We start from the raw sequence: 16,012 nt of genomic DNA on the forward strand, positions 1-16,012 counted from the left end.
ATGCTCTCCTAGGTGTTTCGGCCGCCGTTGACACCGATCACTTGTCCGGTGATGTAGCTCGCGTCGTCGCCGACCAAGAACGAACAGGCCCCGGCGATGTCCTGTGCTGTCCCGACGCGGCCGACCGGGGTGCGCTCGATCTGCTGGTCCACCGAGATCAGTCCCTGACTCTCGTGGTCGCGCATCATCGGGGTGTCGATGAAGCCCGGTGGGATCGCGTTGACGGTGATGCCGTGCTTGGCGAACTCGAGGGCGAGCACTTTGGTCAGGCCGTTCACGGCGGACTTCGACGACACGTACGCCGCCATCTGCGCGACGCCACCATGGGTGCTCGAGGACGAAATGTTCACGATCCGGCCCCAGCCGGCCTCGATCATGTGCGGGAGGACGGCCTGGCAGCAGTCGAAGGTGCCGGTGAGGTTGATGGCGTGCACCAGATCCCACAGGTCCCTGGTCACGTCGAGGGTCGGACCCGCGACGGTCTTCCCGGCACTGTTCACCAGGATCTGCGGGGCGCCGAGCCGGCTCTTCACCTCATCGATTCCGGCGTCTATCGCGCTGCGGTCGGTGACGTCGACCTCGATCCCGATCGCGGTACCACCGCCTGACTCGATCTGTGCCGCTGCCTCTTTCGCCGAGGCGCCGTCGCGATCGAACAATGCGACAGCATTGCCGTCGGTGGCGAGACGTTGTGCGATCGCCAGTCCGATCCCGGAACCTGCGCCCGTGACGACCGCAACCCGCGGGCTCATTCGGAGGCTCCGGTCCGGTCTCGGTCGATCCTGATGTCGAACTTCACGAACTCACGCATGGTTGAGGTCCTCTCGGGGGTTCTGTGGTGAGGGGTTGGGGAAATCGTTTGAAGGGCAACACCATTGCTATCCCTCGGAGGCCCAGGTGGCGTACTCGGAATAGTTGGGCATCTCTTCCGAGTTGGCCTTCGGGTCGATGACGACGTGGATCACCCCGGGTCGGCCGCTGGCATAGGCCCGGTTGATTGCCGGGCCGATCTCGATCTCTTTCTCGACGTACTCGCCATAGCAGCCAAAACCCTCGGCAACCCGGTCGAGCCGGGTGCTCTCGCTCCAGTGCCCGCCGGTCTCACGGGATCCTGGCCCGAAGGTGCGTTTGTAGACGCCGACCTCGAGACCCCAGGAATAGTCGACCCCCACGACGCAGACCAGCGGAAGGTTCAGTCTCGACGCAGTTTCGAGTTCGGCGATGTGGAACAGGAAGGCGGAGTCGCCGGTCACCAACATGACGGGTCGCTTTCCACCGTCGGCGACCGATGCCCCGATCGCGTAGGGCAGACCGGTACCGAGGTGACCGAAGTTCTGATTCCAGATCACGTCATGCGGCTTGGCCTGCGAGTATGTCCACCCGAAAATCGTGGTTGCACCACCGTCGCGGACCATGATGCCTTCCGGTGGGAACGCTTTGGTGGCCTCTACGGCCAGACGTGCCGGATGTATCGGACTCTGTCCGGCCGGGGCGGACTCGGCAACTTCGGCGAGGTGCGCCTTCTCGTCGGAGATCAAGTGTGCGAGTTCGCCGGTGGGCTTCCGCGGAGTGTCCGCGAGGGCCTCGACGAGCTGTGGGACGATCGCTCGCAGGTCGCCGACGAGGGGTACGTCGATCGGCCGGTTGACACCGATCGCGGTCGGATCCTGTTCGACCAGGACCCATTTACGGGTGGCGTCGTTCGACGCCCAGTGGCGTCCGCGACCGAAGTGCACCGGTTCGCCGAGTTCGGTACCGAGGGCCACGCACAGATCCGACTTCTCGACGGCTTCGACCGAGGAAGGGGAGAAGCCATACGCGAAGGTGCGGTCTTCCAGACCCTCGATATATGAGGTGCCCCCGGAGGTTTGGATCACCGGGCAGGCCATCAGTTCGGCGAGTGCGCGCACCGGTTCGGCGGTCCGCGCCGTGTGGACGCCGTGACCGACCAGGAGGACCGGGTGCTGGGCAGTCCGGATCAATTCGGCGGCCCGGGTGATCGATTCGGCGCCCGCCGCCTGGCCGACGATGCGATAGCGTTCGGGCGGCAGGGGAGGCAGCACATCGAGTTCTTCGAGGATCACATTTGACGGGTATTCGATGTAGACCGGGCCAGGGGTCCCGGAGACCGCCTTGCGCAGGCCTTCTCGGATGATCTCGTCGGTTTGGTCGGCGTATTCGATGCTGGCCGAATACTTGACGGAGGGTTCGAACAGTGCGGATTGCTGGACGAATTGGATACGCCCGCGGCGGACCCGCTGCTCGGTGATCCGGGCCCGCTGACCGCCGATGAACATCACCGGGGAGTTCTCGACCTTCGCGCACATCATGGCCCCGGCCAGGTTGGCCACGCCGGGACCGAGTGTGCCGATACAGACGGCGGGCTGACCTGTCATGCGGGAGACCGCTTCGGCCATGAACCCCGCCGCCTCTTCGTGGTGAGGCGCCACGACCTGCCAACCGCGTTCGTCGGCGAGATGGAACATATGGACGAAGTTGGGGTCCGGAATACCGAACAGTGTCTTGATGCCCTCTGCCTCAAGGAGATCGAGGATTCGTTCATACACCTTGACTGTCATTGATGATCCTTTGTGTATCGGGGTATCCGGAACCTTCACTGCGTTGTCTGGGGTTGGGATGGATCAACGGGTGATGGCAGCCCGGAACGACTCGTCCTTGAGGAACAGGGAGATGTTGTCGGCATCGAGGTGGTTCCACTTGAGGTTGAGCCCCCCGTCGACGAGCAACGTCTGCCCGGTGACGTAGGAGGCGAGGTCCGACAGCAGGAACAACGCTGCGCCGGCCTGCTCGTCAGGCCGGGCGCGGCGTCCCATCGTGATCGCCCGCCGGTCGCGATCGACGTCTTTGTCGACGTAGGTGCCGGACGACGGGGTTTCCGTGACCCCTGGTGCGATCGCGTTGACCCGGATTTCGTCCTGCGCGAGCTCGACCGCCATCGTGCGCGTGGCGGCGACGATCGCGGCTTTCGCAGTGCCATAGGCGATATGGAAGGGGGCAGAGTTCATCCCGCTGATCGACGACGTCGACACGATCGAACCCGGACGCCCTTGCCTGCGGAGTTCGGCTGCAACCGCCTGGCTCATGAAGAACATCGTTTCGAGGTTCTGGGCAAACAGCTCCCGCCAGGTCTCCCGGGTGACCCGCGTGGCCCGCATCCAGGTCTCCGGCGCAGCGCCGCCGGCAATGTTGACGAGGCCATAGAGGTGGCCCTGGGTGGCGGCCACCCGATCCATCACGGTTGCGATGCCGTCGTCGGTGCCGACATCGGCGGATACCGGGATCACCGAAAAGCCCTCCGTCACCAGAGGTTCGATGTGGGTGCCGAGCTTTTCCTCGGACCGGCTCACCGCGAGGACGGTGGCGCCGGCGCGGGCCACTGCGCGGGTGACCGCCGTGCCGATTCCACCACCGGCTGCGCCGGCGACGATGACTATCCGGCCGGTCAGGTCGATCATGTTCTCGCTCACGGGCGGTCTCACTTTCCCGGGGGCACGGATCTGCTTTCGCTCGCGCTAGGCGGGGTGCTCCCTGCGATCGTACGAACGCGCGGGGATCGCGGTTCGATGTCAGGCGTAAAGGGTTGCCGCACTGGACAAAGGAAGCCAGTGGGAACCGGCGTGCGTGGATCAGGGCGAGGAGAACGCCCGGTCCGGATCGTGCGCGTCTCGGCGGGAGCGCTCAGTGCCCTTTCGTGACCATATGCAATCCTCGCAAGGATTGCAATGCTTGCTAATTATGAGCCAGAAGTGCATCATTGCTGTGATGGCGATCACCATCGAGGGTTCGGGTGGGGGTGCCGGCGTACTTCGGCGGACTGCGCACACCGCCCGGGTCTCGCCGTTGCCGGGTATGACCACCTGGCTAACTGGATTCACTTGCAACAAAAAACTTTTCGGTTGATCGAATGCGTATACGAGCTGTCCCGTTGATAATTCATCCGAGTTGGGGTCGATTGCCGACGCCGGGCAGAACCGTTGTGCACCTGCTGGATTCGATCCCCGATACGTGAAGTGACCGTCGTGGTCGATCGACGGAGATGTGAGATGACGGGAGAAATCGTTGAAGGTAACCGGACGAACGAGGGCAGCGGGCCGCACCACAATCGCACTGGCTGCAGTGGGATTGGTTGTCGCCGCCTGCGGTGGACCATCGGACGCGAACCAAAGCGCAGGAGGCACGCCCCAGCGGGGTGGTGAGATCGTCATGGCGATCAACACCGAGGGCCAGAGCATGGACCCCGCCTGGTGTGCGTTGATGGCGCCCGACAGGTGCGCACCGGTGTTCGGGACCCTGCTCGAGTACGACCCGGAGTCAGGCGAACTCGGTGCCGGCATGGCCGAATCCTTCGAGTCGGCGGACGGCAGTGCCTGGACACTCAAGCTTCGCGACGGCATGACGTTCTCCGACGGGACGCCGTTCGACGCCGAAGCGGTCGCTTTCAACTGGAACCGGCTCAAGGATCCGGCGACATTGTCGTCCTCACTTCCGTACCTCACCCCGCTCACGTGGCAGGTGGTCGACCCGTTGACCCTCGAGGTCACCTCCGAACAGCCGAACTTCAACCTTCCGTCCCTGATGGCGGCGCCGCTGGGAATGATCGCCTCTCCCACCGCGATCACGGAGAAGGGGCCGGACTTCGGGAACCAGCCGGTCGGTGCCGGTCCGTTCATCCTGGAGAGCTGGACACGTAACGCGGAAGCGAAATTCACGGCCAATCCCGACTATTGGGGCGAGGGGCCGTTCATCGACAGCTTCGTCCTCAAGGTCATCTCGCAGGATGACCAGCGGATGAACACCCTGCGTTCGGGTGAGATCGACATCGCCTGGTCACTGCAGTCCAAGAATGCACAGGCTGCGGAGGCCGAAGGATTCACCGTGTATGACATCCCGCTGGTCGGCGGAACGGGAGTGAACTTCAACCTCACCGATCCGACCATGCAGGACAGCGGGCTGCGTTCGGCACTTCTCCACGCCATCGACAACAAGCAGATCGTTGCCGCCGTGTGGCCGGCCGACAAGCCGGCCGATGCATTCCTGTTCCCGGACAGCCCCTATCGAGATGATGCGCTCGGGATGTATCCCGAGAAGAACGTCGAGGAGGCACAGAAGCAGTTCGACGCGTACCTGAAGAAGACCGGCAAGTCCGACGTGACGGTGACGCTGAGTACGTATGCCGGCATCCCCGACCTCGATCTCGTCGGTCAGCTCCTGCAGTCGCAGCTTCAGGAGATCGACGGCCTCACCGTCAAGATCGACGCCATGGATTTCGCCACCCTCGAAGGCCAACGCCATTCCGGGACCTACCAGATGGCCTTGGGTGCTCAGCTCTCCGATGACATCGACATGATGTACGAGGTCTTTCACACCGACGGTGCCAGGAACTTCACCAACTACTCGAACCCCGAAGTCGACGCGGCCCTCGAGACGACGCGAACCTCCAAAGATGCTGCTGAGATCGAGAAGGCATATGCAAAGGTCAACGGCCTGGTGTCGCAGCAGGCTCCGATGCTGACCTTCCGGTACCAGAACGGCTACATCTTCACCTCGGACAAGGTGAACGACCTGAACGTCGTCGGCTCGTCGGGTGGTGCTGGAGTACGTCTCGACCGCGCCTGGATCGCACAGTAACGGCGTTTCACGCCAACGAGGGAGTGCAACGTGCGTGGACAAGCAATCCGTTGGATGGTCGCGGTCGGTAATTTCCTGCTCCTGCTCGCGGCGGTGACCATCGCGGTATTCCTTCTGCTGGAACTGATCCCCGGTGATCCGGTGGACGGGCTGGTTCCTGCGGGAGCCAGTGAGGAAATGCGTCAACAGGCGCGGCAGATGTACGGCCTCGACCAGCCGCTCGTCGAGCGTTATCTGTCGTGGCTGGGCGGAATCATGCAGGGAGACTTCGGCAGGTCGTATACGACCCGGATGCCGGTCATGACCGCTGTGGGTGAACGTGCCCCGGTGTCACTGGAACTCGCCGCGCTGGCGATGATCGTGGCCCTGGTGATCTCGATACCGGTGGCGGTGTGGTCGGCATACCGGCCGCGGGGTGTCGTAGACCGCATCGCGACAGCGGTGACCTCCGCGACGCTGGCCATCCCGTCGTTCGTACTCGGCATCCTGCTGGTGTACGTCTTCGCGGTCGAGATGGGCGTGCTGCCGGTCCTCGGCTGGGTGTCCTTTGCCGAGGATCCGGTCAAGCACTTCGAGTATCTGATCCTGCCGGTGATGACCTTGGCGGCCGGAGAATGTGTGTTGTTCACCCGACTTCTCAAGGGCGACATGATGGCAACCCTGCAGCAGGATCATGTCCTGTCTGCGCGGGCCCGCGGTCTGCCGACCTGGCGCATCCTCATCCGGCATGCACTCAAGCAGTCGTCCTTCTCGCTGGTCACAGTCTCCGGGGTGGTGATCGGGCGCCTCATCGGGGGCACCGTGATCGTCGAATCGATCTTTGCGATACCAGGTTTGGGCACGCTTGTGGTCACCTCGATCCAATCCCGCGACTTCATCGTCGTCCAGGCCATCGTGTTGCTGAGCGCCCTGCTGTTCCTGACCCTCAACGCACTTGTCGATGTCACGTATCCGTGGCTCGACCCCAGAGTGAGAAAGGTGCGCACCTCATGACCGAGACCATCAGGCAGTCCTCGGGCGCAGAGGCGATTCTGGCCGCCTCCGGTCCGGAACGGATGTTCCTGCCCAAACGGCGCCGACGCCGTGCCGTCGGGGCGCTCGTGGGCGCCATCTGGCTGGGGCTGATGATGTTTGCCGCGATCACCGCCTCATGGCTACCGCTACCGGATCCGGGCGAGATCAGCGACGACTTCAGTGCGTCGCCGTTCTCCTCGTGGGAGCACGTCCTGGGCACCGATTCGCTGGGCCGGGATGTATTGTCCCGCTGCATCTACGGTGCGCGGGTGTCACTGATCGTGGCCATCGGCAGCACATTGATCGCTCTGGTCATCGGCGTGAGCTGTGGACTGGTCGCCGGCTACTTCCGCGGTGCAGCGGACCGGGTCCTGTCCCTGTTCATCAACTTTCTGCTGTCCTTCCCGGCGCTCATATTCCTGATCGCGCTCGTCGCCGCCATGGGCCCGAGCCTGACCACGTTGCTGATCGGTCTGTCCCTGCTGGGCATCCCGAACTTCGCACGGGTGGCGCGGGCCAACACGATTGCTTTCTCCGACCGCGAGTTCGTGACCGCTGCGAAAGCCCTCGGCGCGGGTCCATTGCGGGTGCTGCGCCGAGAACTGCTCGCAAATGTCATGTTGCCGGTGATGTCGCTGGCCTTGGTCGTCATGGCGACCCTGGTCGTCGCGGAGGGAAGTTTGAGCTTCCTCGGACTCGGGATACCGCCCCCGACACCGAGTTGGGGCGGGATGCTCGCGGCCGGTCGGGAGTCGCTGGCCGCCGACCCCTACCTGGTGCTGGTTCCGGCAGTGTTCTTCTTCCTCACGGTGTATTCGTTCAATGTCCTCGGTGACTGGGTGCGGGGCCGGATCGGAAGAGAGTCAGCACTATGAGCACCGAGATCGCGACAACTGAAGTCGGCGAAAACATTCCGGTGGCCGGCTCACCACTGCTCGAAGTGCGGGATCTGCATGTCTGGTTCGACACCCCACGTGGCGCTGTCCGCGCGGTCGGTGGCGTCGACCTCGACGTCGCGGCCGGACGCACCGTCGGCGTCGTGGGGGAGTCGGGATCGGGAAAGTCGGTGCTCTGCCGCGCGATGATGCGAATCCTCGCCCCCAACGCGCACATCATGCCCGGCAGCGAGATCCGTTTCGACGGCAAGAACCTGGCGACCGTCTCCCCGAAGAAACACAAGCACCTGTGGGGTGTGGATGTCGCGATGGTGTTCCAGGACCCGATGACATCGCTGACCCCGGTGCTGACAATAGGCAGCCAACTCACCGAGACCCTGCGTTACCACCGGGGTTTGAGCAAAGACGCCGCGAAGGAGACGGCGATTCGTCTGCTCACCTCGGTGGGGATCCCGGAGCCGGCGACCCGGTTCGATCAGTACCCGCACAACTTGTCCGGAGGCATGCGTCAGCGGGTGACCATCGCCCTGGCGATCTCGTGTTCACCGAAACTGCTCATCGCAGACGAGCCCACCACGGCGCTCGATGTCACCGTGCAACAGCAGATCCTCGACCTCCTCTCGGATCTGCAGCGGGAATCGGGCATGGGATTGGTGCTGGTCACCCACGACCTCGGCGTCGTTGCCGGCCGGGCCGACACCGTTGTTGTCATGTACGCCGGGAAGATTGTCGAAAAGGCGCCGACTGTCGAGCTTTTCGAACGGATGCGCCATCCGTACACGCGGGCGTTGATCGACGCGATCCCCCGGCTCTCGCAACCGAGCCACACCCATCTGCCGGCGATCCCGGGACGTCCTCCGGTCGTGATCGACCCGCCGCCGGGATGTGCATTCGCGCCGCGTTGCCCATCGGCACAGGCGAGATGTCTCACCGAGACGCCGGTATTGGAAACCACACCCGGGCAGGCGCATTCGGTGGCCTGCTTCTTTCCGCTCGGCACACCGGCCGGTCGCGAGGCGCGGGAGGCGAATGCGGTTGCGGGCCATACCGCGGCCGGCACCATCTTCGAGAAGAAGGATGTGATCTGACATGGCCGGCAGTGGAACCGCCCATCTCCGGACCGACGACGACGTGCTGCTCGGTGTCCGGAACCTCACGGTCGAATACCGCGGCAAGGGTAACGAACGCGTCCATGCGGTTTCGGACGTCAGTTTCGATGCCCGACGAGGTGAGACCGTCGGGTTGGTCGGGGAGTCCGGCTGCGGCAAATCCAGTGCGGCCAAATCGATCATGCAGCTTCCCCCGCCGACCTCCGGTTCGGTGACCCTTGACGGGGTGGAGATCGTCGGGCTCGGTGGCAGCGACATGCGCCGCCAGCGCGGCAAGTTGCAGATGATCTTCCAGGACCCCATCTCATCGCTCAACCCACTGAGGCGGGTCGAGGACATCGTCGCCGAGGGCCTGCGGATCCAGGGCAATCTGACCAAGTCGGAGATCATCGCGCGGACCCGGGCGATGATCGAGCGGGTCGGCCTCGATCCGGACACCGCCTCCGACCGACGCCCCCACGAGTTCTCCGGCGGTCAGTGCCAACGCATCTCGATCGCGCGGGCCATGGTCCTGGACCCGGAGATCGTCATCTGCGACGAACCGGTGTCCGCTCTCGACGTCCTGGTGCAGGCCCAGATCATCAACCTCCTCAAAGAGATGAGGGACCGGTATCAGCTCACGTTGGTGTTCATCGCGCATGATCTGGCGGTGGTCAAGAACCTCAGTGACCGCGTTGTGGTGATGTACCTCGGCAAGGTGTGCGAGGTCGCGGCCACCGAAGAACTGTTCTCGTCGCCGGTACACCCCTATACGCGCGCCCTGATCAACTCGGTCCCCGAACCAGACCCGACTGCGCCGGTGTCGCAGGCACAGCTGCAGGGCGATCTGCCATCACCGATGAACCCGCCCAGTGGCTGTCGCTTCCGGACGCGTTGTCCTTCGGTGCAAGATCGTTGTGCAACAGACGAACCGGAGATCAGGGAGATCCGTCCCGGGCACTTCGCGGCTTGTCACTACCCGCACGTCGACGGTCAACCGGTCAAGACGCTCGGGTCCGCTTCGGGGGGGTGATCAGTCCGGTTCGCCGGCGGTGGGGTTTGCGTCGGTGATGGTGTGTTGAAGCTCGGCGTTGATTCGGTGGGCCTCGGCGAGTTGGTCTTCGAGGATGATGATGCGGCACGCGGCCTCTAGGGGTGTGCCGTGATCGATGAGTTCACGGGCGCGAGAAGCGATGCGTAGCTGGTAGCGCGAGTAGCGGCGGTGTCCGCCTTCTGAGCGCTGTGGAGCCAAAAGTTTGGCGGCGTCGAGGCTGCGTAGGAAAGCTTGCGTGACGCCGAGGATTTCGGCAGCGTGACCCATGCTGTACGCCGGGTAATCTTCGTCGTCAAGCTTGTTGGACGGGTGGTCGCCGGCCGATTCTTGCGAAATGGGGACTTCTCTCTGTCGATGAACAGGGCCCCCGGCGCAGGGGGTTGCGCCGGGGGCCGGGATGAACTCACTGACATCACTGCACATGTCGACTTTGCTGGACTCGCCTAGATGTCCAGGTCAGCCAACGTAGGGGGCGCCCAGGCACGACCATCAAACACAAACTTCGCCTGGGCACGACCCCTGTCTTGCGGTACTGCTTGCGGGTAGTTCGTCTCTCCCGCGCCTCGTGATTCTTCCTTTGTTACGAAAAGAAGCTTACAACAGACAGTCCCGGATGTCTACACCCAGTACTGCAGATTTTCTGTATGTGCGAAATCAACCCGTTCGCGGACTGTACTGGTCGAACACTGATCCACCCTGCAGAGCTGCGGCCCCAGCCCGCCGCCCGGGTCTTGTTTCTCAAACCCCGCCGAGCACGATCAGGAATTACGCTGACCCTTGCCGGTCTTTCCCGTTCCAGCTACTCGGATTTCAGTGACCGGTGGCGGAATCGGGGGCGGTGTTGCCGGTGCGCTCAGGATCGCGGGTGTAGTTGTCGGTGTGCTCGTGGTCGTCGCCCTCGATCTCCTTGGCAAGTAAGCCTGAGCCGATGGCCCAGACCGCCGCTCCGATCATGCCCACCCACACTCCGATATCAGTGTTGAGGTCGTCGCCGCGCTCGAGACCTCCCATGGGCTCGATTCCGAAGGCGAGACACTGGACGGTAGCGGCGATACCGACAGCCATCGATACCAGGGTCAGGCCACGGTGTTGGCCACGCCGTGCCCGCTTGTATGCGTAGACCATGGCAATCAGCAGACCGACGCCCAGGTAGGCGATGAACGGGACCAGAGAATCGGTCTCGTATCCGGTGCGCGGGTTCGAATCTCCTTCAACGTCCACCCAGTTCAAAAACGGGGCAACGTTGAAAACAACCACGCCAACTGCGGTGACGATCAAACCCGTGCTTGTGGCATGGCGGATTCCCGTGCGCGATGCCCTCATGTTGGTGGTGCGATCGGTGTTCGGACTAGACATGAGAATTCCCCTCGTGGAAGACAAACGAACTCTGGAGTCGACAGCGTGGTGTCAGTGCTTCGACGGGTGCTGGTTCGGCACCGGTGCATTCCCCACTGACACCCCGTGGGTCGAAAGTCCAGATGAGCTTCCAAAAGGTATGCGGAGAGCAGCGCCGGTGACACCGCCAACAAAGTTCCCCAGATCGGTGAGTGCAAACATCCTCTTCGTCGGTACGGTGAGCCAGGTGACCGGTCGACGGTTCGTTGCTGACCGGTTCTTCTTTTCCACAACGGGCGGCCACCGATAGCGGTGGCCGGCAGGCCGGCGAGGGATCAGAGCCTTCGGGCGGCCTGTTCGCCTTCCCAGATGGCGTTGAAGATCCGTCGGGGTGCGTGTGCGTCGCCGACCACCTGGACGTCCATCCCGCTGCCGTGGAGGTCGCGGGCCAGCGCATCGTCGGCGGTGTTGCCGAGTACGAGTACGACGGTATCGACGTCCGTGAGTATCGAAACGTCTTGCGTGTAAACGTCTTTCAGTGTAACGGTGTCACCGTCGATCGCGGTGACCTCTGTTCCGGCCGCGAATGTCGCTCCCGCCCTGCGTAGTTGTCCGAACGCGAAGGGAAGGTCGTGAGCATCGGCAAAGGCGTGTCCGAGTTGGGGGTACTGGGAGACGATGTGTACCGGGTGGCGTCGGCTGAGGAGATATTCGGCGGTGACAAAGGCCTGGCGGTCACCGGTGTCGTCGACGATCAGGACCCGATGGGGTATTTCCGCGCGGCCGCCCAGGATCTGCGCCGGCGTAAAGACGTTCCACTGGTCGGAGCCGGGCAGGACCTCCGCGCCCGCCCAGCGCTCGGGATGACGCGATGTCCAACCGTGCCGGATCGGTGTCGAACCGGTGGCTATCACCACCGCGTCATAGTGCCCGATCAGATCATCCGCGCCGGCGCGGTGCCCGAGCGCGATCTTGACGTTGCTGTCGGTGAGTTGTGTTGCCAGCCAATCGGTGACGCCCGACCACTCACCGTACGAGTCCGCCATCGAGATCAATCCGACCTGCCCGCCGAGCGTCGATTCCTGCTCGAACAGTGTCACCTCGTGGCCGAGTTCGGAGGCCGTCAGGGCCGCCCGCAGTCCCGCCGGGCCGCCGCCGACGACCGCGACGGTGCGGGCTCGGCGGGCCCTGCCATCGTCGAGCGTGAATGCCCGCTCCCGACCGACCTTCGGGTTGTGGATGCAGGCGAGCGGGCCGCGCGCGAACGAGGCGACACACCAGTTCGAACCGACACAGGGCCGGATGGTGCCCGGGCGTCCCCGCTGCGCCTTCTCCGCCCACCGGGGGTCGGCGATCAGCTGACGCGCCATCCCGACGAATTGTGCTCTGCCGGTGGAGAGTATGTCCTCGGCCATCTCCGGGGTGGTGATGCGTCCGACCGCGACAACGGGAACCGAGACCGCCCGGGTGATGGCGGCGGTGTCGGAAACCTCGTATCCGGCAGGTCGGGCAGCCGACGTTCCGTAGATCTGCATCCGGTCCAGGTAGGTGCCCTGGCTGGTCGAGATGTAGTCGACGGCGCCCCAGCGATCGATCTCGGTGGCGATCTGGACCCAGTCGGAGTTGGTCAGGCCCGCGGTGGCATCGCCGTCGCTGCTGTTGAGCCGGATCCCCAGGATCCGATCGGACGGGACGATTCGTCGTACATCGTCGACGATCCGCCGAACGATCCGCATCCGGTTCTCGAACGAGCCACCGTAATCGTCACTGCGATGATTGGTTGCCGGAGAAAGGAATTGGCCGAGCAGGTAACCATGGGCCAGGCCATGGACCTCGATACCGTCGACCCCACCCTCGATCGCGTACTCGGCCGCCCGCACGTAATGTGCCACCAGCTCGTCGATCTCGCCCGGTGTCATCTCGTGGGGGATCTCTCGATACACCGTGTCGGGCACAGCGCTCGGCGCCCACGTCGGCAGCCGGCTGATGATCCCGTCGGTCTGCCGTCCGCGGTGCCACAGTTGTGCCAGCAGAAGAGTTCCGTGCGGATGTACGGCGTCGGCCACCGTGCGGTAGCTCTCGACCACGGCGCGATCGTAGGCGAGGATCACCCCGCGCCGCGGTTGGCTCGTGGGATGAACTGCCATGGCCTCCATGGTGATGACGGCGACACCCCCGCGAGCGCGCTCGGCGTAATAGTCCGCGCTGGCATCGGCGAACGTACCGTCGGTGGAGAACTCGGTGGCATGGGCGGTCATCCAGACCCGGTTGCGGGCCGTGCGGGGCCCGAGCTCGATCGGAGAGAACAACGTCGGGTACGCGTGGGGCATGTCTGGCTCCAATACCTGGCCATCGGTGAAGGTCGTGGGCGGTCAGTGGTCCGACAACAGCTGTCCGAAACCTGCCATCTGATCCGTTATCCCGTTGCTGCGCAGTGCATGCCAGTACGTGATGGTGTTGACGGCCAACACCGGTAGGCCGAGTCGCGCTTCGGCCTCGGCCGCGATGCGGCCGGCACACATGTTGGCACCGAACTGGACGATGGCACGTGGGCGGGTCTGCGCGAGGCGGTCGAATCCTTCTTGGATGGTTTCCCTGGTGGTGTGCGCGATCTGTACTGCGCTGGGGGCGCGTAGATGGATGGCGTCGTGCAGTTGGTAACCGCTCTTCTCGACGAAGGTGCGCAGATGTCCTTCCGACACCGGTTGGTAGGGCGTGAGCAGCGCGATCGGGCCATCGCTCACGCCGACCGCGCGCAGGGCGGCGGGTATCGCGTCGCCCGCATGGACGAGCCGCAGATCATCGCCGAACTTGGCTCGAAGTCGTTGCTGGATACCGGCGCCGGCTTCGGGGTCGCCGTATACGGCCTCGATGGACACGCCGAGGACGATGCAGTCCGGTTCACAGGTCAGAACCCGCTCGACCGCGTCGTCGAGGCCGCGATCGATGTCGCGGACCAACAATTCGAAGTCATCGTCGTTGTTGGTGATCCGGTTGGGGATGTGAATGCGTCCGATGTGGTTGGTGACACCGGTCGGCCGCATGTCGTCGTATTCGGGCTGTACGACGGTGTTCACCGACGGTGTCACAACCCCCAATTTCAGTCGCCAACCCAACGCATCGGCCATGAGCGATCTCCCTCTGGTGGTAGGGACCTGAGTTGCCGAAAGGCAAACGGTGCCTTTATTGCATACACCTTTGATTGCAATCCTAGCAAGGATTGAAATAGTTATGAGGAAGACCTACATTGCATACACATCCATTCATGCGGTCGCGGTTTTCTTGCCGCAATGATGAAAAGGGGAGCAGATGGCCACACTCACCACGCGCAAATTGACCGACGTCGTCGGAGCCGAGCTGGTCGATGTCGACATCGATCGACTTCGCAACGACGAGGAATTGCCCGCCGCGTGTATGGCCGCACTGGAAGAACACGGGGTTCTGTTGCTGCGTGGCCTGCCCATCGATGATGAGGTACAGGTCGAGTTCTGCCGGAAACTCGGTGATCTCGTGCAATTCCCCAACTATCCGAACCCGGACGTGATGGAGATCAGTTTCGATCCGTCGAATCCGAATGTGCGCTATTTCTCGAGCAACGACCATTGGCACTTCGACGGATCGATGGACGAAACGCCCGCGAAGGCTGTCGCGCTCACGGCGCATGTGCTGGCGAGTGAGGGCGGTGAGACGGAATTCAGCAGCACCTATGCGGCCTATGACGTACTGACCGAAGAAGAAAAACAGCGATACGCGGATCTGCGGGTATTGCATACGTTCGAGGCCATCCAGCGTCGCAGCCATCCGGAACCGACTCCGGAACAACTGGCGGACTGGGCGACTTGGCCTGAACGGGAACATCCCCTGGTGTGGGAGCACCGATCCGGGCGCCGATCATTGGTGTTCGGCCACAGCGCTTCTCACGTCGTTGGGATGGATGTCGACGAAGGTCGCGCCTTGCTGGCGGACCTGGAGAGGCGTGCCACGTCACCCGAGCGGGTGTTGCGGCACGAGTGGCAGGTGGGGGACATGGTCATCTGGGACAACCTCGGACTGTTGCATCGCGCCTGCCCTTTCGATCGGACCGAGGCGCGCCGGATGCACCGCACCACCCTGGCCGGAACCGAGCAGATCATCTGAAGACCCCGACAGATCCCCGAGGCCACGAGAATACAAAGGACCACACATGCAACTGAAGGACAAGGTCGCGGTTGTCACCGGTGCCGGATCAGGTATCGGCAAGTCGATCGCACATCTGTTTGCCGCCGAGGGCGCAAAGGTGGTGTGCGCGAGCGTAACCGGGCGGGCCCTCGATGTGGCCGCGGACATCGGTGAGGCGGCGGTGGGCGTGAAGGCGGACATCAGCGTCGAAGAGGATGTCCAACGCATGATCGCGACCGCGGAGGAATCGTTCGGCCGGGTCGACATCCTGGTCAACAACGCCGGGTTCGGCGGCAGCATGATGCCGCTGCATCTGCAGAGCACCGAGGACTGGGACCGGATTCACGACGTGAACCTGCGCGGGGTCTTCCTGTGCATGAAGTACGGGGTCCGCTCGATGCTGAAGTCCGGCGGTGGATCCATTGTGAACATCTCCTCGATGACCGCGATGGTCGGCTTCAAACATCACGGCGTCTACGGCGCGGCGAAGGCCGGCGTCAATCAGCTGACCCGAACCGGGGCGCTCGACTACGTCGACGACAACATCCGGGTCAACGCGGTCTGCCCCGGGACGGTGTGGACCGGACTGGTCGCGATGTCCAAGGATCATCCGACGCCGCCTCCGGAAGCCAGTCGGGTGCCGGGCATCCCGATGGATCGCTGGGGGATGCCTGACGAAATAGCCTCGGCAGCCTTGTTTTTCGCCGGTGACGCCTCGTCGTACATCACCGGGGTGCTGATGCCGGCCGACGGCGGCTACTCGGTCGGGTTCTCCGGCATGGGTGCCGAGAAGTCGGGGCGGACGCCCCACTGAACCC

14 protein-coding genes are annotated in these 16,012 nt (G+C 63.6%); 7 read left to right on the forward strand and 7 right to left on the reverse strand.

Annotated elements, in window-relative coordinates:
• Nucleotides 1-8: 8 nt before the first annotated feature.
• The 3 genes from AC51GR_RS09560 to AC51GR_RS09570 all read right to left on the reverse strand — a co-directional run bounded on the left by AC51GR_RS09560 (nt 9) and on the right by AC51GR_RS09570 (nt 3,476).
• A complete protein-coding gene (locus tag AC51GR_RS09560) occupies nt 9-752 on the reverse strand; it encodes an SDR family NAD(P)-dependent oxidoreductase (RefSeq protein WP_496324389.1) in 744 nt (247 codons plus the stop codon).
• Between the two features lie 126 nt (nt 753-878).
• Complete coding sequence (locus AC51GR_RS09565) at nt 879-2,579, reverse strand: thiamine pyrophosphate-binding protein (RefSeq protein WP_496324390.1); 1,701 nt, start codon at nt 2,577-2,579, stop codon at nt 879-881.
• 63 nt (nt 2,580-2,642) lie between these two features.
• On the reverse strand, nt 2,643-3,476 hold the full coding sequence (locus AC51GR_RS09570) for an SDR family NAD(P)-dependent oxidoreductase (RefSeq protein ID WP_496324626.1): 834 nt from the start codon (nt 3,474-3,476) through the stop codon (nt 2,643-2,645).
• Between the two features lie 748 nt (nt 3,477-4,224).
• On the opposite strand from AC51GR_RS09570, the gene AC51GR_RS09575 reads away from it, so the two are divergent.
• The 5 genes from AC51GR_RS09575 to AC51GR_RS09595 are packed head-to-tail and all read left to right on the forward strand — an operon-like array spanning nt 4,225 to nt 9,680.
• Entirely contained in the window at nt 4,225-5,649 is a 1,425-nt protein-coding gene (locus AC51GR_RS09575; RefSeq protein WP_496324391.1) for an ABC transporter substrate-binding protein, read from the forward strand.
• A gap of 30 nt (nt 5,650-5,679) precedes the next feature.
• Nucleotides 5,680-6,642, forward strand: a complete 963-nt coding sequence (locus AC51GR_RS09580) for an ABC transporter permease (RefSeq protein ID WP_496324392.1) — start codon at nt 5,680-5,682, stop codon at nt 6,640-6,642.
• The gene (locus tag AC51GR_RS09585; RefSeq protein ID WP_496324393.1) at nt 6,639-7,538 is read left to right on the forward strand and encodes an ABC transporter permease; all 900 of its coding nucleotides are present in this window, start codon (nt 6,639-6,641) and stop codon (nt 7,536-7,538) included. The genes AC51GR_RS09580 and AC51GR_RS09585 overlap by 4 nt, the downstream gene beginning before the upstream one ends.
• Nucleotides 7,535-8,647 (forward strand): ABC transporter ATP-binding protein, encoded by a 1,113-nt coding sequence (locus AC51GR_RS09590; RefSeq protein WP_496324394.1) that lies wholly within the window; start codon nt 7,535-7,537, stop codon nt 8,645-8,647. The genes AC51GR_RS09585 and AC51GR_RS09590 overlap by 4 nt, the downstream gene beginning before the upstream one ends.
• A gap of 1 nt (nt 8,648) precedes the next feature.
• Nucleotides 8,649-9,680, forward strand: coding sequence for an ABC transporter ATP-binding protein (locus AC51GR_RS09595; RefSeq protein ID WP_496324395.1), 1,032 nt, complete (start codon nt 8,649-8,651; stop codon nt 9,678-9,680).
• Here the strand turns inward: AC51GR_RS09595 and AC51GR_RS09600 are convergent, their stop codons facing one another.
• The 4 genes from AC51GR_RS09600 to AC51GR_RS09615 all read right to left on the reverse strand — a co-directional run bounded on the left by AC51GR_RS09600 (nt 9,681) and on the right by AC51GR_RS09615 (nt 14,164).
• A complete protein-coding gene (locus AC51GR_RS09600; RefSeq protein WP_496324396.1) occupies nt 9,681-10,124 on the reverse strand; it encodes a helix-turn-helix domain-containing protein in 444 nt (147 codons plus the stop codon). It abuts the gene before it with no gap.
• A 387-nt stretch (nt 10,125-10,511) separates the two neighbouring features.
• Nucleotides 10,512-10,922 (reverse strand): hypothetical protein, encoded by a 411-nt coding sequence (locus AC51GR_RS09605; RefSeq protein WP_496324397.1) that lies wholly within the window; start codon nt 10,920-10,922, stop codon nt 10,512-10,514.
• Between the two features lie 449 nt (nt 10,923-11,371).
• On the reverse strand, nt 11,372-13,366 hold the full coding sequence (locus AC51GR_RS09610) for an oxidoreductase (RefSeq protein WP_496324398.1): 1,995 nt from the start codon (nt 13,364-13,366) through the stop codon (nt 11,372-11,374).
• Between the two features lie 42 nt (nt 13,367-13,408).
• Complete coding sequence (locus AC51GR_RS09615; protein WP_496324399.1) at nt 13,409-14,164, reverse strand: maleate cis-trans isomerase family protein; 756 nt, start codon at nt 14,162-14,164, stop codon at nt 13,409-13,411.
• Between the two features lie 181 nt (nt 14,165-14,345).
• Between AC51GR_RS09615 and AC51GR_RS09620 the strand changes: the two genes are divergently transcribed.
• Both AC51GR_RS09620 and AC51GR_RS09625 read left to right on the forward strand, forming a co-directional pair.
• Nucleotides 14,346-15,173, forward strand: coding sequence for a TauD/TfdA dioxygenase family protein (locus tag AC51GR_RS09620; RefSeq protein ID WP_496324400.1), 828 nt, complete (start codon nt 14,346-14,348; stop codon nt 15,171-15,173).
• A 46-nt stretch (nt 15,174-15,219) separates the two neighbouring features.
• On the forward strand, nt 15,220-16,008 hold the full coding sequence (locus AC51GR_RS09625) for an SDR family NAD(P)-dependent oxidoreductase (protein ID WP_496324401.1): 789 nt from the start codon (nt 15,220-15,222) through the stop codon (nt 16,006-16,008).
• Nucleotides 16,009-16,012: the final 4 nt, after the last annotated feature.

Source organism: Williamsia sp. z71 (genome assembly GCF_059553375.1).